This is a genomic window from Planktothrix prolifica NIVA-CYA 540 (assembly GCF_963864145.1).
Taxonomy (GTDB): Bacteria; Cyanobacteriota; Cyanobacteriia; order Cyanobacteriales; family Microcoleaceae; genus Planktothrix; species Planktothrix agardhii.
Map to the genome: position 1 here is coordinate 4,222,973 of NZ_CAWLTW010000001.1, position 19,323 is coordinate 4,242,295.

At 41.9% G+C, this 19,323-nt stretch carries 17 protein-coding genes and 1 pseudogene; 6 read left to right on the forward strand and 12 right to left on the reverse strand.

Annotated elements, in window-relative coordinates; all coding sequences use genetic code 11:
• Positions 1-44: 44 nt before the first annotated feature.
• The 5 genes from AC559H_RS18600 (at position 45) to AC559H_RS18620 (ending at position 3,639) form a co-directional block, all read left to right on the forward strand.
• Entirely contained in the window at positions 45-389 is a 345-nt protein-coding gene (locus AC559H_RS18600) for a type II toxin-antitoxin system RelE/ParE family toxin (RefSeq protein WP_026795312.1), read from the forward strand.
• Positions 361-696, forward strand: coding sequence for a helix-turn-helix domain-containing transcriptional regulator (locus AC559H_RS18605; protein WP_026795311.1), 336 nt, complete (start codon positions 361-363; stop codon positions 694-696). Before AC559H_RS18600 ends, AC559H_RS18605 begins: the two co-directional genes overlap by 29 nt.
• A 129-nt stretch (positions 697-825) precedes the next feature.
• Positions 826-1,665 carry a YaaW family protein gene (locus AC559H_RS18610; protein WP_026795310.1) on the forward strand — a complete coding sequence of 280 codons (840 nt, stop codon included), beginning with the start codon at positions 826-828 and terminating at the stop codon, positions 1,663-1,665.
• Between the two features lie 34 nt (positions 1,666-1,699).
• Positions 1,700-3,013 carry an O-antigen ligase family protein gene (locus AC559H_RS18615; RefSeq protein ID WP_026795309.1) on the forward strand — a complete coding sequence of 438 codons (1,314 nt, stop codon included), beginning with the start codon at positions 1,700-1,702 and terminating at the stop codon, positions 3,011-3,013.
• 35 nt (positions 3,014-3,048) lie between these two features.
• Complete coding sequence (locus AC559H_RS18620) at positions 3,049-3,639, forward strand: Uma2 family endonuclease (RefSeq protein ID WP_026788071.1); 591 nt, start codon at positions 3,049-3,051, stop codon at positions 3,637-3,639.
• Positions 3,640-3,642: 3 nt separating this feature from the next.
• On the opposite strand, the gene AC559H_RS18625 is transcribed toward AC559H_RS18620, so the two are convergent.
• The 11 genes and pseudogenes from AC559H_RS18625 to AC559H_RS18675 all read right to left on the reverse strand — a co-directional run bounded on the left by AC559H_RS18625 (position 3,643) and on the right by AC559H_RS18675 (position 17,605).
• Positions 3,643-3,939 (reverse strand): putative quinol monooxygenase, encoded by a 297-nt coding sequence (locus tag AC559H_RS18625; RefSeq protein WP_026788070.1) that lies wholly within the window; start codon positions 3,937-3,939, stop codon positions 3,643-3,645.
• 167 nt (positions 3,940-4,106) lie between these two features.
• Positions 4,107-4,526, reverse strand: a complete 420-nt coding sequence (locus AC559H_RS18630; protein ID WP_026788069.1) for a putative toxin-antitoxin system toxin component, PIN family — start codon at positions 4,524-4,526, stop codon at positions 4,107-4,109.
• Positions 4,523-4,888, reverse strand: coding sequence for a ribbon-helix-helix domain-containing protein (locus AC559H_RS18635; RefSeq protein ID WP_026788068.1), 366 nt, complete (start codon positions 4,886-4,888; stop codon positions 4,523-4,525). Before AC559H_RS18635 ends, AC559H_RS18630 begins: the two co-directional genes overlap by 4 nt.
• Positions 4,889-4,906: 18 nt before the next feature.
• Positions 4,907-5,020, reverse strand: a complete 114-nt coding sequence (locus AC559H_RS18640) for an AAA family ATPase (protein ID WP_141293158.1) — start codon at positions 5,018-5,020, stop codon at positions 4,907-4,909.
• Positions 5,021-5,035: 15 nt separating this feature from the next.
• Positions 5,036-5,905, reverse strand: coding sequence for a sensor histidine kinase (locus AC559H_RS18645; protein WP_051319453.1), 870 nt, complete (start codon positions 5,903-5,905; stop codon positions 5,036-5,038).
• A 69-nt stretch (positions 5,906-5,974) separates the two neighbouring features.
• Positions 5,975-7,198: a geranylgeranyl reductase gene (gene chlP / locus AC559H_RS18650; RefSeq protein ID WP_026788067.1), complete on the reverse strand. Its 1,224-nt coding sequence runs from the start codon at positions 7,196-7,198 to the stop codon at positions 5,975-5,977.
• A 148-nt stretch (positions 7,199-7,346) separates the two neighbouring features.
• Positions 7,347-11,441, reverse strand: a complete 4,095-nt coding sequence (locus tag AC559H_RS18655; protein ID WP_026795308.1) for a hybrid sensor histidine kinase/response regulator — start codon at positions 11,439-11,441, stop codon at positions 7,347-7,349.
• Between the two features lie 83 nt (positions 11,442-11,524).
• Positions 11,525-14,956 carry a methyl-accepting chemotaxis protein gene (locus AC559H_RS18660; RefSeq protein ID WP_026795307.1) on the reverse strand — a complete coding sequence of 1,144 codons (3,432 nt, stop codon included), beginning with the start codon at positions 14,954-14,956 and terminating at the stop codon, positions 11,525-11,527.
• A gap of 287 nt (positions 14,957-15,243) precedes the next feature.
• Entirely contained in the window at positions 15,244-15,768 is a 525-nt protein-coding gene (locus AC559H_RS18665; protein WP_026788064.1) for a chemotaxis protein CheW, read from the reverse strand.
• A gap of 16 nt (positions 15,769-15,784) precedes the next feature.
• Positions 15,785-16,148 (reverse strand): annotated as a pseudogene (locus AC559H_RS18670) (response regulator transcription factor).
• Between the two features lie 221 nt (positions 16,149-16,369).
• Positions 16,370-17,605: a response regulator gene (locus AC559H_RS18675; protein WP_026795305.1), complete on the reverse strand. Its 1,236-nt coding sequence runs from the start codon at positions 17,603-17,605 to the stop codon at positions 16,370-16,372.
• 356 nt (positions 17,606-17,961) lie between these two features.
• On the opposite strand from AC559H_RS18675, the gene AC559H_RS18680 reads away from it, so the two are divergent.
• Entirely contained in the window at positions 17,962-18,657 is a 696-nt protein-coding gene (locus tag AC559H_RS18680; protein WP_026795304.1) for a GDSL-type esterase/lipase family protein, read from the forward strand.
• A gap of 99 nt (positions 18,658-18,756) precedes the next feature.
• Here AC559H_RS18680 and AC559H_RS18685 read toward each other — a convergent pair whose 3' ends face one another.
• A complete protein-coding gene (locus AC559H_RS18685; protein ID WP_026795303.1) occupies positions 18,757-19,323 on the reverse strand; it encodes a sugar O-acetyltransferase in 567 nt (188 codons plus the stop codon).

Consider the following 19,323-nt stretch of genomic DNA (forward strand, 5'->3'; position numbering starts at 1 on the left):
TCTAAATGAATGAAAGTTGTAATCTGATGGGTTGTGTTAAAATTATGGAAGTTCAACCTAAGCAAGTAAAAACCTATTTAAAACCGGATGGAACAAGTCCCTTTGAAGAATGGCTAGATGCTTTTCAGGATATTAGAGGAGTATCTCTAATTAAGAAACGACTAAGGCGAGTTGAACTTGGAAATTTAGGAGATTATCGCTCAGTAGGAGAAGGAGTATATGAATTTAGGATTGATTATGGATCGGGTTATCGCATTTATTTTGGACAAATTGGTTTAACTGTTGTATTACTTCTCTGTGGGGGTGATAAAAATTCTCAAAAAGAAGATATTAAAAAAGCCAAGAAATACTGGAGAAATTATGAACAAACTGAAAGTTGCCACAAGTAAAAACTATCATGAATATTTGATTTCTTCTCTCAAAGATCCCATTAGTGCTGCGGGCTATTTAGAAGTAATCTTAGAGATTGAAGATAATCAACCTGAACCCGAATTACTTCAAGCTGCATTTAAAGATATTGTTGATGCGTATTTACAAAATCATCAGTTAACCGAAGAAGCTCATCAACTTTATAAAAAGCTAGATCAGATGTTATCTCAAAGTCAAGCTGAAGAAATTTATACATTTATTTCCTGGCTTAATGCAATGGGTTTACAATTAAATGTAACAGTTAAACCCGTTGAGCAAAAAGAATAATAATGAATTTCAGGGGATTTAATGATCAATTGTTCATAAAACAGGATTTACTGATCAGGGATAAGAGATTTTCCCAAATAGTAGTAAAATAGGAAACGGAAAAACTCCCAATTGAGGAGGATATCAACATTGGACGAACTTAGATCTGGATTAGAACTGGCAACAGAAGATGAGTTAGAACAGTTAACAAAACTCTTGTTTAGTCGGGGTTTGAACCCTTTAGACTATGTACAAACTCCCACCCCCATCGACGTTCAAAGTCAAGACCGGGAAGCCTGGTTAGACGCCTTAGAACAGCGTTTTCGCTATCTCGCCGCCGATGGGGTAACGGTTTTACGGGGAAAAACTCAACAGGTGACTTACCGCCAAGCGTTAATTCAAGTTTGTCGTTATTTGAAAATTCCCTATGCAAAAAACCTGTCAACGGCTGATTTAGAAGCGGAAGTTTTTTTACATCTTTTAGGTCAAGCTTGGAAACGTTTACCCCAGTCAGAACAAACCAACCTCACCCAAAAAGTTCAAAAAGCATTAACCGAAACAAAACCTTTACAACCCTTACCAATTTCTGCCCAAAAAGATCCGTTAGGATGGTTATTTAAAGCTGGAAGTTTGGTAGCAGTTAATTCTGTTATCCGACCGATAATTTTAGGACAAATAGCCAGTCAATTTGCTTTACATTTTGCTAAATATCAAGTAGCAAAAGAAGCCTTAATCACAGGAGGCGCAACCGCAGCAACTCAATTTCAAAATTATGTTGCTATTCAAACAGCAAACCGAGGAATGGCCGTTACTGCGACAAAATATGGCGTAACTCGCAGTGTATTTTCTTTCCTGGGGCCGTTATTATGGACGTGGTTAGTTGCTGACTTAGGATGGCGAGCAATTTCTACCAATTATGCCAGGATTATTCCCACCATATTTACTTTAGCACAAATTCGTTTAACCCGTTCCGATTGGGCTTATTCTTAATACTGATTTAAGGTTTTTTGACTGATTTTAACCCATGCAATCAATACTTTTACCCCACCCAGAACGACGGTTACAATTACCTTGGAATTGTTTACAATGGGGGGTATTTTTATTACCTATTTTACCAATATTTGGCAGCATTTCTATTTTTTTGGGAATGATTCTCAGTTATCAACGTCAATTTCAATCAATTCGGAAAAATCCCGTTAATAAAGGGTTAGCTATTTTAAGTATTTTATTAGTTATTATTTCTATTTTAGCGAATAATTCCCTGGAGTCTTTTCTGGGTTTATTTAATTTTATTCCCTATTTTATTATGTTTGCGGGGTTAAGTGAAATTATCCAAACCCCTAGTCAATTGCGACAGTTATCATGGTTAATGATATTTGGTGCTATTCCCGTGATAATTTTGGGACTCGGACAACAATATTTAAGCTGGTCGGGAATTGATATTTTACAGGGAATTTTAGGTTGGAGTTTACAACTAAATGGTAACCCGGTGGGTCGAATGTCATCGGTATTTATGTATGCTAATATTTTCGCAGCATATTTAATAATTATTTTCACATTAACCCTAGGATTATTAATTGAAGAATGGCAAAACAAAGCCGAGAAATATGATATTTTTATTCTGAATAAAAATCAGAAAATTATACTATTAATTATCACACTATTATTAACAGCAATTGACTTAATTTTAACTAATTCTCGTAATGCTTGGGGATTAGCAGTATTATCAAGTTTAGCTTATGCTTTATATTTAGGATGGTGGTGGTTAATCTTATTAGTGACTACGGGAGTAACGGCCGTTTTCGGGTCAGCTTTTGCACCTTCTCCGATTAAAGACGGGTTAAGAATGATTATCCCCGCTTATTTTTGGCAAAGAATTACCGATGAAAATTTTGTGCGTCCGGTAGAAACTCTAAGAATTACCCAATGGAAATTTGCCTTGAATTTAGCCCAAACTCGACCGTTAACCGGATGGGGATTAAGAAATTTTACGCCCTTATATGAAGCTAAAATGAACGTTTGGTTAGGTCATCCCCATAATTTATTTTTAATGATGTTTGCTGAAATTGGAATCCCCACAGCACTATTTTTTATGGGAATAATAGGTTGGATTTTAAGTCAAGGATTTTTATTCTTAAAAAATAGCTTAACTAATCCTTCAGAGCGATTAATTTATTATAGCTATTTAATCACGTTTTTAGGATTAATTTTGTTTAACTGTTTTGATGTCAGTTTATTTGATTTTAGAGTAAATACCTTGAGTTGGATAATTTTATCAGGAATTTGGGGAGTTGTTGATAATACTATTGGTAATTCCACTAAAAACAGTTATAATTAAATCATCTTTTAATAGTCCCCAAAAGGGTAACTTTTATGGTGGAAATATTAACTCTCAATTTACCCTCTATTCATACTTTAACCGATGAACAATTTTTTGAACTTTGTAGCGAAAATAGAGATTTACAATTTGAAAAAACTGCTGATGGAGTTTTAATAATTATGCCACCAACGGGAGGAGAAACAGGACGAAGAAATGTTTCTATTTTGTTTCAGTTAGAAACCTGGAGTCAACAAGATAAAACCGGAGTTACCTTTGATTCTTCTACCTGTTTTAAACTCCCTAATGGCGCAAATCGTTCTCCCGATGGGTCATGGATACAACTAGAAAGATGGCAACAATTAACGCCAGAAGCAAGAGAAAAATTTCCCCCTATTTGTCCAGATTTTGTGATCGAATTACGGTCAAAAACCGATAGTTTAACCACGCTGCAAAATAAAATGAAAGAATATCAACAAAATGGGGTAGGATTAGGATGGCTAATTGATCCCATTCAAAAAAAAGTAGAAATATATCGAATCAATCAACCTATTGAAATCTTACAAAACCCTACTCAATTATCGGGAGAAAATATTTTAAAGGGTTTTATTTTAGACTTAAATCCTATTTTTAATCTTAACAATTAAACCCTATAAAATCCGGTCATAACACCGAATATCCGGTGGACTAGCAACTAAATCCTTAATTGCAATTGAAGCAGTTTGAAGATGAACACTCGCCAAATGGGTTTGTAAATGCTCTAAACTTTCCCATGTTTCTACAAAGGTAAAATCCGTTGGATCTTCTTGATTTTGTAATAAATCATATTGTAAACAACCTGCTTCCTGGCGAGTCGGTTCAACTAATCTTAGTAATACCGCTTTTAACGCTTCTACCTGATTCGGTAACGCCACAACACGGGCAACAACGCGCAATATTTGAGTCATTTTCAAGTCCTCGTAAAATTTTGTCAATCTATGATTAGATAATATCAAAAAAATGATATAATTAAGATTAACTTACACAAATTCCGAACACGGATTTAACGGATTAATTAGATTTCACATAATTTCAAGATCGGGGTTTGACCCAAAGTTTTTCCCACAAAACTGTCTTAATTTTTCACTTCCTTATTAATAAATATATTCTTAAAGTAATACACAGAAATAATCACCGTTTTCCCAATTTCTTTTACCTCATCAAAGTCCTTATCTCCAGTTATTAAGAAATCGGCTTGACTCGCTCTTGCTAAAGCCAAAAACTTAGCATCTTTAGGATCTCTAGGAAAATTAATTTTCACATTAACTTCAACTAATTGAGGAATCGTTTCAATTTTATTAAGCCATTGATTTCTAGTTTCATTTGGGATTTTAAACTTAGGTCGCTTTAGAACCTCCCGATATTCTTCTAAAATTTCTTGAGAAACTATCCAATCAAAGTTGGATTGGTCAATAATAAATTGAATGACATCCCTGGCATTTTTCCCTTTTAAAACAGCAGAGATTAAAACGTTGGTATCAACAATGATTTTCATTCTCCTCCCCTATAAGCTTCTATTTCTGTGGCTATTTCCTCCTCGGTTATATCTCCAATCCCAGGGATAGATTGAGTTTTATCGAATAGCTCTTTTACTTCTCGACTCAATTTTTCTCGTTCGGGGTTTAGGGGTTGGTTTTGAGTGTTTTCTAGGTTATCCCTAAACTCTTTAATCTTTTCTGTCAGGATCTTTTTAGCTGATGCGCTGGCTGGAATATTAGCAAGTAATTCGGTTTTATTTTCTTTTTCTAACAGCTTAAAGGCTTTAGAAATTACCTCTTGGGGGTTATTGTATTTTCCAGTTTTGAGTTGGGCTTGTAAAAATTGTTCTTGTTCGGGGGTTAAGGTAATTTTGAGCATAATTTATTCTCTTTGGTTTTAACGAGAAATTTCAAAATTAATTTGAGGAATATGCCATTCTTTGGCGATCGCTCTAGCAATAAATGTCTTACTACATCCAGGGTAGCCTTCTAATTCAAGTCCTCGTAAAATTTTGTTATTATTAACTCATAACGACAGAGGAAGTTCAATAATAAATTCTGTTCCAGTTCCCACCAATGACCGACAGAGAATTTTGCCTTGATGCCGATCTTCAATAATTTGACGACTCACCGATAAACCAATTCCACTGCCTTGTAATACAGGTTTTGTAATTAATAAATCCTCAAAAATTGCATTTTGAACGTCATCAGATATTCCTAAACTATTATCTTGAATTGATAAAAGTACAGAATCTTGGTTTAAGTCGGTTTTAATAGTAATTGTAGGTTTAAATTCAGGATCGGAAGGGTGAGCTTCTGCTTTTTTATCTAGGGAATTAATCCCATGATTAATTAAATAAGATATAGCTTGATTAAAATGCCCTGGATAACAATTAATTTCAGGAATATTCCCATAATTTTTAACAACTTCAATCGGAGACCTGATTTTAGTGCCTTTGAAGCGACTTTTTAACATTAATAACACACTATTAATGCCATCATGAATATTAAATAAGACTTGGCGATCGCCCTCAAACCGCCCAAATGTCCGTAAAGAATTACTAATTTGATGTAACCGTTCTGCGCCATTTTCCATGGCAGATAACAATTTCGGCACATCTTCGATTAAATATTCTAAATCAATAGAATCAATTTCATCGGTAATTTCATCCACCGGATTAGGATAATGTTCTTGATATAATTCAATTAAATTCAATAAATCCTTAACATAATCTTTAATATAAGTAATATTTCCAGCAATACACCCCAAGGGATTATTAATTTCATGAACAACACTTGAGACTAAATGACTCAAGGTTGCTGTTTTTTCCTGTTGTACTAATTGTAAAATCTCCGTGGCATTTAGTTGGTTTTCAGACGGATTTGTTGGACTCATACTTAATTTCTCCTTATAATCAGTAGAGACGTGCCATGGCACGTCTCTACAATGATCAATGATAACTAATTAGGGTGCTAACGCATTGCCGCGTAACAAACTCGCTAGGGTTTTGGCGGTAATTTTCATCTGTGTTAAAGGGTTAGCCGGAACAACGGTTTTGTACAAATAGCTATCAAAAGTTAACTTCTGCACATCCTTATCCGAACACATCTCCACAAAGGCTTCACGGGTCGCATCCGTCCGATAAAAGACCCGTTGCAGAATATCTAACACCAGATAAGTAATCCCATATTTCTTATCCCAGAGTCTAATATAGTCCTTCAGATCCGCTTCCGTTGGAATGCGTTGACCGCTATTACTGCGTTCCACAATAGTTTCCGCACACATCCGGCCTGACTTAGCGGCGAAATAGATACCTTCTCCAGAGGACTTGGTAACTGTCCCGGCGGCATCTCCCACCAAAGCCACTCGTCCCACAACCCGACGGGGACGGGGATGTTCGGGAATGGGGTGAGCTTCGACTTTAATAATCTTACCGCCTTCAATCCGGTGAGCAGCCCGGGCGCGAATTCCCGCTTGCAATTGTTTGATCATGGCTTGGTTGGGTTTCATTGTCCCAGTGCCCACAGCAACGTGATCATGTTTGGGGAATACCCAAGCGTAGAAGTCGGGGGAAACATCGTTACCGACGTACATTTCCGCCAGATCTTCGTAATAGGCCATTTTATCTTCGGGAATCCGAATGCGCTCTTGGAAAGCGATCGCATAATTATAATCCCCAGCATCAATGGCTTTAGCAATGCGGGAGTTAGCCCCATCCGCCCCAATGACTACATCCACCTCTAGGGTTTTCGGTGTACCCACGCCACCCTCAGCCGTGCTGTGATCATGGTAATGGAGCACATAAGGTGCGGAATTGGTTTGAGGAATTTTTAATTGATGAACAGTACCATTTATTAAAATCGCCCCCAGAGAGACAGCGCGATCGCGCATAAAACCATCGAGAATTTCCCGACGGCACATTCCAATATATTCGTCTTCTTTTTGAATGAAGATATCAACCTCACGGTTTGAGGGAGAGATCATTTTCATCTTTCTCACCCGCCGATCAATGACGTAAGCCGGTAAGTCAAACTCACTGACCATACAAAGCGGGATCGCCCCACCACAGGGTTTGGCGTTATCCAGCTTGCGTTCAAACAGGTAGGTTTCAATACCTGCTTTAACTAGCGTCTCGGCCGCGGAAGCACCCGCAGGGCCAGAACCAACAACAGCAACCCGTAGTGTCAACGGTCTTCTCCCAATCTATCTTGTCTTTTTATTCATGAGTGATGGTATCACAAACGCCCACCTGGAAACCATTTTTCCCCCGGTAGTTGTGACGCTTTGCAATACAGCTTAATATTTTGTAATAAATTATTACCCATGTGACAAGGTTTTACCCCGCAGCAACGACGGTATTTCCCACCACTTCACCCTGTAACATTCGTCCGGCTGCTTCCAATAATTGTTCCTCCAAATAAGGCTTCGTAAAGTAACCTCTCGCTCCCAAATTAAAAGCCATTTGACGGTGACGATCCGCACCGCGAGACGTTAACATCGCAATGGGTAAATTCGTTAGCGCCGGATCTTTTTGCATCCGAGATAACAACTCCAGCCCATCCATCCGGGGCATTTCAATATCGCAGAAGACAATATCGCAGGGTAAACCCGATTTTAGTTTTTCCCAAGCTTCCTTACCATCCCGGGCTTCTTCGACTCGATAACCGGATTTTTCAAAAGTAAGCGAGAGCAGCGATCGCACCGTAATCGAATCATCCACAATTAATACCGTCGGTTCCGACTTCTGAACCACAGGTTCAGCCGTGGCACTGCCCATTTGCCAAATTTTGCCCGAAGCATCCCGACGAATCCGACCCATGGCCAAATCAATCAGTTCTAGGACATCGGCGATCGCTACAATTTGACCATCCCCTAACACCGTCGCCCCAGCAATCCCAATCGGTTTTGGCACTGGCCCTTCCAAGGGTTTGATCACGATTTCCTGTTCAATCAACACTTGATCCACCTGTACCGCCAAATAACTATTAGAAGACCGCAGGATAATCACCGAAATCATGTCTTCTTCAGTGCTGGCACCATAGACATTCCCCCGACCCAAATGACGATGATAGGTCAACAGTTCCCGCAAATGACGTAGGGGCAAAATTGTACCCCGCCATTCCAACATCTTACTTCCATCGGACTCGACGCGAATTTGTTCCCGAGGAACGTCAATCATATCTTCTACCCCGTCCATCGGGAAAGCAATCCGAACCCGATCGCTCACACAGCACAACGCCCGAGAAATACTCATATTCAAGGGTAAACGAATCGTGAACGTCGTCCCGCGTCCCAAGTTAGAATCCGTTGTAATCACGCCCCGAATATCGGTTAAACTGGTTCGCACCACATCCATCCCCACCCCTCGACCCGCGAATTCATCCGCCACATCCTTGGTACTAAAGTTGGGTAGGAATAACAGATCATAAATTTCTGGGTTACTCATACTTTCAGCATCCTCGGCGGTAATGATGCCTTTCTGAATAGCTTTATCTTTAACCCGATTCACGTCAATGCCGCCCCCATCATCGGAAATCGCAATAATCGTTTGGTTTCCTTGGTGAAATACCCGAATCGAGATCCGACCCACGGCAGATTTCCCCGCCGCCGTCCGCACATCCGCCGGTTCAATCCCGTGGGTAATGGCATTATTAACCAAATGAATTAAGGGGTCATGGAGTTTACCCAGTAACATTTTGTCAATTAAGGTATCTCGACCCTCAACAAATAACTCCGCCTGTTTCCCACACTTAATTGAAATATCCCGCACGGGACGTTTCAGGGCATCCGCCTCACTGCCAAAGGGTTCCATCCGGGCGCGATTTAGGCCTTCTTGCAAGGCTGTTGTAATCCGTCGCAACTCCCGAGTTACTTGGTCGGCTTCTTCGACTAAAAATCCAATATCTGCACTCGACTCCCGTACCCGCACAATTAACTCAATAATCTCTTGGGACAGGGTATGGAAGGGCGTAAACCGATCCAGTTCTGTTGAGTCCAAATCATTATTGGGATCATCATCATGAATCGAGGCACTGTCAGAAAACCAGAAGGGTTTGCGACGATGGGACAGTAAGGAAATTTCCAAGAGCGATCGCTCATAGAAATCCTGCATCCGTTGACCCACATCTCCTAACAAAGAAACCTGATGCAGCAAGTTATCTAAAAACTGTCGCATCCGTTCTTGGTCTTGTTCCAAACTATTCCGGTTAACTACCAGTTCCCCCATCAAGTTACTAAGACCATCAAGTTGTTTGACCGGAACCTTAACAATTTGTTCAGTAATGGGTTTGGCAAACGTCCCCCTAGGAGGAGTTGTGGAACGAGATCGAGGAGGAGCATCTTCAATTAATCGGATTAAATCATTAAATTCGGAATCCTCCTCCGAAAGTTGTGATTCTGTATTTACGGCTTTGCGGGCGGTCTGAGACTTAATATTTTTAGGAGGATTAGGTGTTAGGGGTTCAGCCACAGGGGTATGGAGCAGTTGATCTAAATCCAAGAAATCCTCATCTGCAACCGTCGTTTCAGCAGCCGTTGGTTGACTCTCTACCCCTCCTAAATTGAGTAAGGCATCCAAACTGGCAAAATCATCCTCCGGCAGTTCTAGGGTGGTCTGCACCGTGGCTACTGGTTCTAATTTTGGGGACGTTTTGGGGAGTTCAGGGGTACTTGGCTGATCCCAGACCATATCTGGGGCTTCTTCGAGTTCCCCTTGTAAAAGTTCTTCAAACCAATCTTCCTGGGCATTGATCTGACCCGATGTGCTGCTGTCGCTTTCCTGACTGGTTTGAATTTGGGGGTCAAACTGATCGAATAGATCATCTAAATTTTCTGCATCTTCCAATAACTCCGTAATTTGAGTCGGGGAAAGGTCGGCAGAACGGGCAGATGGCATCCCCTCTTGGGGATTAATTAACAACTCATCGAATAAATCCCCAAAACCATCTACAAGGTCATGCTGTTTGGTTTCTACCGATGTCGGCTTGGTTGTGGTTCCCGTTTCTGAGATGGCGGAGTCCCCATCACTAAGGTGATCAAAGAAACTTGCCAGATCATCATCGGCTCCAGAAGTCACTAAACCTGGATTTTGTTGGGTTTTCCCGGGTTGAATTTGGGGTATATGGCTCGACGTTTCTGGCTGATTGAACTCAGGTTTTTCGTCTCCCAACAAATCAAAAAAGTCCCCTGACATTGATTCTGTTTCGGTTGCCAAGGATGGGGACGTTGACGTGGGGACTTCTTCATTCACCTCATTTTCCCATTGATCTAAACCTTCAAATAAGTCTCTGAGACTGTTATATTCTTCGGTAGTAATTTCTGGGCCATTCTGTAAACGGGGTGGGGTATTACTAGGGTTTGTTGCTGAATCTGACCAGTTCACATCGGAGAAAGAGTTATTCGGTGTTGCGGATTTAGGGGGTTTCTTCTTACCATTCTCCGGTTTCGATTGACCCGGTTTTGTGGCTGTCTCCGTCGTAGTTTTAGGGGGTTTAGATTGACTTGGAAATGTTTTAGAGGCGGACGTGGATGGAGGCGACGATTTAGTTTTTTTATCTGTTTTTGCAGAGATAACCGTCTTAGGCAAAAGTTTTGTAATTCCTTCTGTTACAACAATTTCTCCCTCTCGATTCACTAAAACCAGTTCTTGGGCTTCTTTAATTGATTTAATCACTATCGGTGCTAGACTCCGATAGTGATTATCAGGATTGGCAATCACTTTTTCTAGGATCTCGATAAACTTAACCCAATTGGGCAACTCAAAGAGTTCCCCAGCCCGAGCTAAACTCCGACAGGTTTCGATTAACCCTTGACGAGTTTTTTGGGTTTCTGACTGTTTGAACTGTTGCAACATTTCCCGCAGACGTTCGGGAATATCACTACGAAATACCAAATCCTTCGCACTACTAGGAGATTCTTTAGATATAACAGGAGTAGAAATGGGGCGATTAGATACAGAGGACGTGGTTACAATTTCCACTTCAGATGATCGCTTTGTCCCCTGTTGTTGAACTACTTTAATATGGTAATTTAAGGCTTCAAAAACAGGCTCGACATCCTTCAAAATAGCACTGGCTGCTTCTTCCGTTAAGCCATAAGGCCCTGATAACTGATCAATTAAGGCTTGTAATGTATCAAAAACCTGTAAAAATAATGATTCTAATTGTTGATCAATAAATTGAGTCGGAAGACGGTTTTCTTTAAGAATTTTAAAACTATCTTCTAAACGGTGAGCCGTTTGTTGAATGCTATTAAGTCCCAACATCGCCGCCCCACCCTTGACCGAGTGAGCCGCTCGGAAAACTTCATTGAGCAATTCTGGATCTTCAATCGTCGCTTGCAGATTGAGCAATCCCTGTTCAATCGTATTGAGGTGGTCTTTCGCCTCCTCAATAAAATAGCCCATAATCCGTTGTTGCTGTTCGAGTTGCATATCAGTAATCAGTAATCAGTTATCAGTCATCAGTCATCAGTTAGTTATTAGTCATTAGTTATCAAAACCGCTTCCCCTGCTCCCTAAGCTTTCTCCGAGGAATCGACACGGAAGCGTTCTACCGATGTCAGCAAGTCTCGTGCCACACCCACGAGTTTAGTTAAGGCACTGGATACCTTTTGGGCTTCAGTGGAAGTTTCTTGGGCACTATGTTCCACCGCTCGCATCACCTGGGCGACGGCGCGGGCAGTTTCATTCTGTTCAACGGTATCCGCCGTAATCGAACGGACGAGAACATCAATCCGGTTGGTCACTTGAATAATGTCATCGAGTGCTCGTTTAGCTTGTTCCGCGAGGCGAGTCCCCTCAATCACCTGTTGATGACCTTGGGACATCGCCATCATCACCGTATTGGTTTGGCTTTGAATTTGCATCACGATTTGTTCGATATCCTTTAAGGATTTAGCCGACTTATCTGCCAACTGTCGGACTTCATCCGCAACAATCGCAAATCCCTTACCCGCTTCTCCTGCCCTAGCTGCCTCAATACTAGCGTTTAAAGCCAGTAAGTTAGTTCGGGAGGCAATTTGAGAAATAAGCCCGACAATTTTAGAAATTTCCTGAGAAGATTCCCCCAAACGCTTGACTTCTCGGCTAGTTTCTGCTACGGTTTCCCGAATTTTCAGAATCCCCGCCACGGTCATTTGTACCGCTTCCCCGCCTTTAGTGGCCAAGGCTGCCGCCGACCGAGCCACTTCTTCGGCTTCCCGAGCACTTTCAGCCACCCGTTGAATGGCATCGGTCAGTACCTGTACTGAGTTGAGGGTAGCAGCGAGTTCCTCCGCCTGACGGAAAGCATCCCCGGCGACATCCTTGGCAAAGGTAGCACTATCGGTAGCTCCCTTACTGACCTGACGGGCGGCTTGTTTCACCTGTACCACAATTTCCCGCAGGTTTTGAATGGTTAAGTTAAAGGAGTCCGCCACCGCTCCCAAAACGTTTGCCGTCACTTCTGCGGTTACAGTTAAATCTCCCCGGGCTGCCCCTTCCACGTCATCCAAAAGCCGAATCACCTGACGGTGTAAATCATCTCTAGCGTCTTCTTGTTCCTTAGCTTTGCGTTGGGCTTCTCGGGTAATACTTTGAATAAATTGGGCTGCATGGTTAAATTTAGAGGACATTTTGCCAAAGTCATCCTCAGCAAAAACCGTGGCGCGGGCATCTAAGTTCCCCTTACTAATCGCATCAAATTGAGCTTGTAAATCATCTGTAGCCTTAGCAATTTGTTGGGCGCTGATCCGACCCAATCCCCAGGTCGCCAGAAAACTGGTTCCCCCAGCTACGGCGGTCAACAGCCATCCTGTACCTCGTAGATAGTCTACGACTTCGGACTTATTATTTAAGGAGGCGGTACGAGTCGAAATATTGGTAGCCGTTGCCACTAAAACCAGGGTAGCCAGTCCCGTCCCCAGTGCCATATATAAGGGTTTACGTTTCAAGGAAGCATTTTCCAAGAAAGAGAATACCCCCTGCTCTGTGGTGACCATCGTATCTATCCCTTCCCCCAAATCCGGGCTTAGGGTGGTTACAGCCGATGCAGCGTAGGCAGTATTAAAAATCTCATCATCCTGAATCGCTGAACTATCACTATCGAGGGTGCTATTGTTGGTGGTATTACCAAATTTACTATCTACGCTGCTGAAATCTGAATCAACGTACAGGTCATTATCTCCACTGTCGGTGATGCCAAAATCCCCAATATCATCAAATTCTTCAAAATCCTCTAAGAAATCATTGGGGGTCTGAGCCACCACCTTGCCATTTTGGGAACGGCCATTGGTATCATTGGCCTCAACCGTGACATCAAAGGAATTTCCAAAGGTATCTTCATCGGGATCGAGATCAAAACTATTGGGAATATCTGCCGAATCAAAAACCAGATCATCTGGTTCTTCATCTTCTTCCGCATCAGCATAATTAGAACTGAAAGCACCATTCACACTCCTTGAGGGGCCAGAGTCGTCGGGATCGGACAAGTAGGAATCATTGACCGCATTATTATTGGTTAATAGTGTTTCTTCTTCGTTGCTTTCTTCAGCATCCAAAACCTTATAGTTAGCCTTCATATTAGGAGTGTTCGGGGGTAGAGAAACAGAATCATCGGCATCATTAACGAAGAGTTCATCTGAAAAACTAAAAGCTGAATCTAAATCAGGGTCAAATTCATCTTCCTGAAAGGGTGGAGTTTCCTTGACCGAGACGAAACCATTTTGGGGTGGGTGTTCATCTGGTGACAACGATCCATCTGAATCGGCTGCATCTTCTAAAGGGGCAAAAATATCATCAAGTTCTGCCTCAAAACTTGAGGAAGCTGTACCCACGGCACGGGATGGGCTAGAGGACTCATGATTAGCACCGTTGAGTTCTCTTTGATCTGCCGGATGAGATTCATAGGCCTCTGGATTGTTTAAGCCCCCCAATTCATCGTCATCGAAGCTATCGAATTCGAGGAATTGAGTCGGTTGAGATAAATAATCCGGGGATGACCCATTCAGAGTTTCCGGTGAGTGGACTGAATCCGATTCGTCTTCGGGGTTTTCGGTTGGGGAATCGAGCCAATCTAACTCATCCTCGGGAGAGAATAAATCCCCACTTAACTGTTCAATATCACTGGTGCTAGATTCATCGGTGGCAAAGTTTGGCACCGACAGGGATTCATCTTCTTCCAGTGTAAACGGATCGGCTTCTAATTCAGTGAAAGAATTTTCCGGGTCTAGGGGGTTTAAAATTTCTGTGCCTTCCTCTAAGTCGCCCCCCGAAGCAAAAGGATTATCTTCGGTGAAACTTAGGGGAGATTGACTACCATTGGATTTTACATAATCGGGTTCATCCTCTAAATTATTGAACCCCAAACCGATGGAAGCATCCAGATCAGAAGTGGATAAATCCAAGTCAGCATCGTCTAAGTCTTGGAAATCAAAGTTATCATCCTGCAAATCATTAAAATCCATCAGGGTTTCTTCGGTGGATGACCCATTCAGTCCATGAGTATCGGCGGATTCCAAATCTAAATTAGGTATGGAGGATGTGCCATTGGATGAACCATTGGTTTCTTCTGAGAGCCAATCTAAATCCTGGGTTAAATCCATTTCCTCGCCCTCGATTTCTTCGTTTACCAAGGCATTAAAAATTTCTGGGGAATCAAGGCTATCCTCGAAACTACCCGGAGGAGATTCTATTAAGTATTGGTCAGTATCGGCTAAGGCTTGATGGGCTTGTTCGAGTAATTCGGAGTCATGGGTTAAGTTGATGACGGCGACATACTGCTCACGGGCGACATCATACTGTTGCAACCCGTAGCCATAGATATGACCACAGAGAAGACGGGCAGATGGATCTTCTGGATAATCTTCTACCAGTTGATAAACCAGCGCCGCCGCTTGTTCATAATTCCCTTGACAGTATGCTTCCTCGGTTTGCTGATACTCTTGTAGGAAGTCTGTGCTTGTTGCCATGAGCGATTCCCCTTTTGACTTTCAAGTTTAGTTTTGCTCGTGCTTAATAGTTAAGATTTCGATGTAGAAACACGGATTATAAGGATGTAATCCGGTCTGTAGTAGATTTTCTAATAATCCCTACCCTGGGCTGGGTGAGTGAGGATTGGAGATTTAACATTAGGATGACAAAACCTCTGGTGGAGTTTTTGGGTTTCCCAGGTTAAAAGCTTTAGCTTAAACAGTTTTATAATCAATTGATAGTCGGTTTCCTCAATGGTTATGGGATAAACCCGATTGATAGCTGGTCACGTTGCCCAACGAGCCGATCGCAGAATTGCAATTTGGTCTAAAAGTCGCAGGACGCTGCCTTCAGTTCCAACTTGCCACTCTCCTTTGATAAAAGGAGTCATACTATCACTGACTTGGGTGGGCATTTGCATTTTATCAGGGTCAAGCCATGCCATGTCATTGACTTCATCAACAGCTAATCCTAATATAATGTCTTGATCTTCAACGGCAATAACATGGATCTCTGTTCGATCCGTATTTAAGGGGGTTGCATCCCCTAAAAATTGCCCTAAATCAGCGACCCAAATCACTCGACCCCTGAGATTGAAGGTTCCCAGCAACAGGGGGGAAACATTAGGAATCGGGGTCATCCGATCTGGCGATTGAAAGAGTACCTCCCGAATCCCGATGGCGGGAATGGCAAATTCATTCCGTGAAGGGACGAAAAAGCGAAGATGGGGTTCGCCTTCGGGGGTTGCCAGTTCTTGAAATTCTGGACTGTCTGTTCCTTGCCCGGTTAAAAAATCAGAATTCCCAACCATGGTTATTTTTCACCTATTATCTAAGTAACTGTTTAACGGTTCCGATGAGTTCACTGGGTTGAAAGGGTTTAGCAATATAAGCATCTGCCCCCTGTTTCATCCCCCAATAGCGGTCAAATTCTTCCCCCTTAGAAGAACACATGACAATGGCAATATCTCGGGTTTTGGGATCGGATTTTAGGCGACGACAGAGTTCATAGCCGTTCATCCTGGGCATAACAATATCTAGCACCATTAAATCGGGGGGGTTTTTTTTGCACTTCTTCAAGTGCTTCCACACCGTCGGTGGCGATACTGACTTGTAACCCATTTTCCTTGAGAAGACCACAAATCATCTCCCGTTGAGTGACACTATCTTCGACAACCATAACTGTATTCATTTTTCTTCTCCATTAGAAACTCCCAAATTACCTGTAGTCAGGTTGGCGGTTTGAGTCCAAGTGGAACGAGGTTTATGCTGCATTACAAATTAATCGTAGAGTGTAAGAAAACCTAAGTATCTCAAAAGATGTGATTCTATTTCGATTATACGTGAATAGTACGGGAGCTTGATAGCCCCGTCTCTTGAGAGCGGGGAGTCCATCAGCCGGGTGATATTAGGTCAAAGGGTTTCTAACTCTGTCATAAATTCATCTTCTAAATCTGTATTAATAGAAGCATCTATTGTTTTTCCTGGCCCAATATAGGTTTCGACTAATGTTAATAATTCGGCATCTCCAAAGGGTTTAGTTAAGTAATTTGTCGCCCTGACCATACGAGCTTTGAGTCGATCAATAAATCCATCAATTCCTGTTAACATAACAATCGGAGTTTGACGGAAAGCGGTAGAATTTCTTAACATGGCACAGATTTCATACCCATTTAATTCGGGCATGGCAATATCACAAAGAATTAAATCGGGTTTAAGCTGAAAAACTAAACTCAATGCTTTTAAAGGGTTGCCAATTGCTGTGGCTTCATAGCCTTGTTCTCTTAAAATAATTTCAACGCTTTCTCGAATTACTAGATCATCATCAATACAAACAATTCTCGGAGTTCTAGTCCTATCAGTAAAAGGTTCTGGCTCGTTAAAAACGTTTTCAGGATGGAGAGCCAACAATTGTACAAGTCCCTGTTGTACAAAGGGATAAATAGCCTTTGCCACCGTGACAATATCTCGGTGTAAGTAACGGGATATTTGACGAATTGAGGTTTGACCATCCGCCCAATGATTCAGGCTTTCAAACACTTTAGGTCGGACTGTTTTTTGTAATTTTGACTGATCGGTAATCAAGGGACATTGGTTTGGGGAAGTAATATGGGGATGGAATTTTTTCCATTCTTGAACTTGTTTGAAAATATTGGCTAATAAGGGACTAATTTCTAGGGTGGTTAACTGGGGGGCTAATCCCGATCCCATTTCAAAAATAAAAGCACCTTGATGTAAACTTAGCAAATCAAATAGGGTTTCTTGAACCATACAATGAATAATATTACGGGCAATTTCTGGGGTAATCACTTGATTTTCTAACAACGCCCATAAATATCCGTATTCCGGTGCATTGACCGATGTGATCGAAGGAATTTCCAACTCCGAAAGGACGGTTTCAGCTTGATAGCGCCGTAAATAATCCCGTAATCTCTGGAGACTGCCTTCGCTTTGGCCGGCATAGATAATTCGACCATTCCAAGAAAAAACCAGCCAACACTGTCCCGTGAGACGAATGGGATGGCGTTCCATTTCCATCGTCGTCTGGGATGAACTGTAAGCTTCTACCATGAGTTCCCCTGTCCTCTGGCCAAGCTCAATCAGTTGTAAAATACTACGAATATCAATTTCGTTTAAAGAGCCTTGCATTTAGCAAGTTGCCTCCTGCAAATCAGTTTCAGTTTATATATAGCAGGGAATATTCCCCTGGGACATCCAAACAGCTTTTAGCCAAGATTCCACGGCTAGTTATCTTTCGGTTGAAGTCATAGAGCGAAGATGCTCCCGGTGCTGTCGTAAAGCCGATGGGCTGTCAGAAGACAGAACTCACATTGAGCATACCAGTTGCAAGTAACTTATGGTCAATCAGTGCAAAAATTTGCGAAATATTAGGTAGGGAATCTAGTGAAAAGCCCCTTGAGATGTTAACTTTTATAAACCCCCTGTAGAAACCAATTGCGATTCTGACCGGGTAAACTGTCCATCCATCAGGATTTTCCAGCAAAATGCAAGCAGCGATCAATCCCACCCTAGCTAATTTGTCCATTGTGCCCCAACGTCAGCCTCTGAAAGTCGTGGTGTTAGGAGATAGTCTCGTCTATGGATTTGGTGATCCTGAAGGGGGCGGCTGGGTGGAACGACTGCGGCGTCAATGGATGTCACCGGAGAGCGTTGGCCCGATTCTCTACAATTTGGGGGTACGGGGAAATCGGGTGATTCAAGTTTGCGATCGCCTTGACCAAGAATTGCGCCATCGGGGAGAATTACGCAACCGTTTACCGGATGTGAGTATTTTTTCTGTGGGATTAAATGATTCGGCGCGGGTACAATCGTTTCAAGGTCGCAATTACACGGAATTTGATCATTTTGAAACTACCCTAAATCATTTATTAGATCAAGCTGAAAAAATGTGTCAGGTTGTGTTTGTGGGAATGGTTCCAGTTGATGAAAGTAAAATGCCCTTTCAGGGCTGTTTATATTATACTTTAGCCGATCAATTTCGCTACAAAGATGCCACTCGTCTCGCCTGTTTAGATCGCAATATTCCCTATTTAGATTTATTAGAAATTTGGACAGATCGAGGGGAACATTGGTGGAAATCTCGGTTATGTTCTGATGGTTTACACCCCAATGTTGCTGGATATGAGGCGTTGTTACAGGACATTCAACACTGGGAACCTATCCAGAAATTAGCCGATTAATCCAAGGACTCGAGGGATAAACTCTTTCCCCCTATTCCCTGTTCCCTCCCCCCCTAGCCCCCCGTGCACGGGGGGTTTGGGGGGGATCTTCCCTGTTCCCTATAAATTCCGAATTACCCGACAAGGATTCCCGGCTGCTAGAACTCCTGAAGGAATATTATCAACCACTACGCTACCTGCGCCAATGGTGGTATTATCACCAATTTCTACCCCTGGACAGATAATTGCACCGCCACCAATCCAAACATTATCACCTATTTTAATTGGTGCTGCTAATTCTTTTCCGGTTAGGCGTAATTCGGGATCAATTGGATGATAGGCGGCATAAATTTGAACGTTAGGCGCTAATAAAACATTATCCCCAATTTCAACATAATTGCAGTCTAAGATAATACAATTAAAGTTCATGTAAACATTATTCCCCAGTTTAATATAACAGCCATAATCACAATAAAATGGGGGAGTGATGAACAGATTATTTCCGATTTTATCGAATAATTCCAAGAGAATTAATTGACGAGTTTCTAACTCATCTTCTGTGGTACTATTATATAAACGAGTCAGTTTGGAAGCACGTTTCCGTCCTAAAACTAACTCTGGATCGTTGCCGAGATATAATTCTCCCGCCAGCATTTTTTCCTGTTCTGTTTGAGGTTTATTGTCCAT

Excerpts from the sequence above, each read along its gene's own strand:
- AC559H_RS18665 (WP_026788064.1), bottom strand. The coding sequence starts at position 15,768 with ATGGTTGGGAATTCTGATTTTTTAACCGGGCAAGGAACAGACAGTCCA.
- AC559H_RS18675 (WP_026795305.1), bottom strand. The coding sequence starts at position 17,605 with ATGCAAGGCTCTTTAAACGAAATTGATATTCGTAGTATTTTACAACTG.
- AC559H_RS18645 (WP_051319453.1), bottom strand. The coding sequence starts at position 5,905 with ATGAGTCCAACAAATCCGTCTGAAAACCAACTAAATGCCACGGAGATT.
- AC559H_RS18655 (WP_026795308.1), bottom strand. The coding sequence starts at position 11,441 with ATGCAACTCGAACAGCAACAACGGATTATGGGCTATTTTATTGAGGAG.
- AC559H_RS18635 (WP_026788068.1), bottom strand. The coding sequence starts at position 4,888 with ATGCTCAAAATTACCTTAACCCCCGAACAAGAACAATTTTTACAAGCC.
- AC559H_RS18605 (WP_026795311.1), top strand. The coding sequence starts at position 361 with ATGAACAAACTGAAAGTTGCCACAAGTAAAAACTATCATGAATATTTG.
- AC559H_RS18615 (WP_026795309.1), top strand. The coding sequence starts at position 1,700 with ATGCAATCAATACTTTTACCCCACCCAGAACGACGGTTACAATTACCT.
- AC559H_RS18625 (WP_026788070.1), bottom strand. The coding sequence starts at position 3,939 with ATGACTCAAATATTGCGCGTTGTTGCCCGTGTTGTGGCGTTACCGAAT.
- AC559H_RS18630 (WP_026788069.1), bottom strand. The coding sequence starts at position 4,526 with ATGAAAATCATTGTTGATACCAACGTTTTAATCTCTGCTGTTTTAAAA.
- AC559H_RS18600 (WP_026795312.1), top strand. The coding sequence starts at position 45 with ATGGAAGTTCAACCTAAGCAAGTAAAAACCTATTTAAAACCGGATGGA.
- AC559H_RS18660 (WP_026795307.1), bottom strand. The coding sequence starts at position 14,956 with ATGGCAACAAGCACAGACTTCCTACAAGAGTATCAGCAAACCGAGGAA.
- AC559H_RS18620 (WP_026788071.1), top strand. The coding sequence starts at position 3,049 with ATGGTGGAAATATTAACTCTCAATTTACCCTCTATTCATACTTTAACC.
- AC559H_RS18680 (WP_026795304.1), top strand. The coding sequence starts at position 17,962 with ATGCAAGCAGCGATCAATCCCACCCTAGCTAATTTGTCCATTGTGCCC.
- AC559H_RS18685 (WP_026795303.1), bottom strand. The coding sequence starts at position 19,323 with ATGGACAATAAACCTCAAACAGAACAGGAAAAAATGCTGGCGGGAGAA.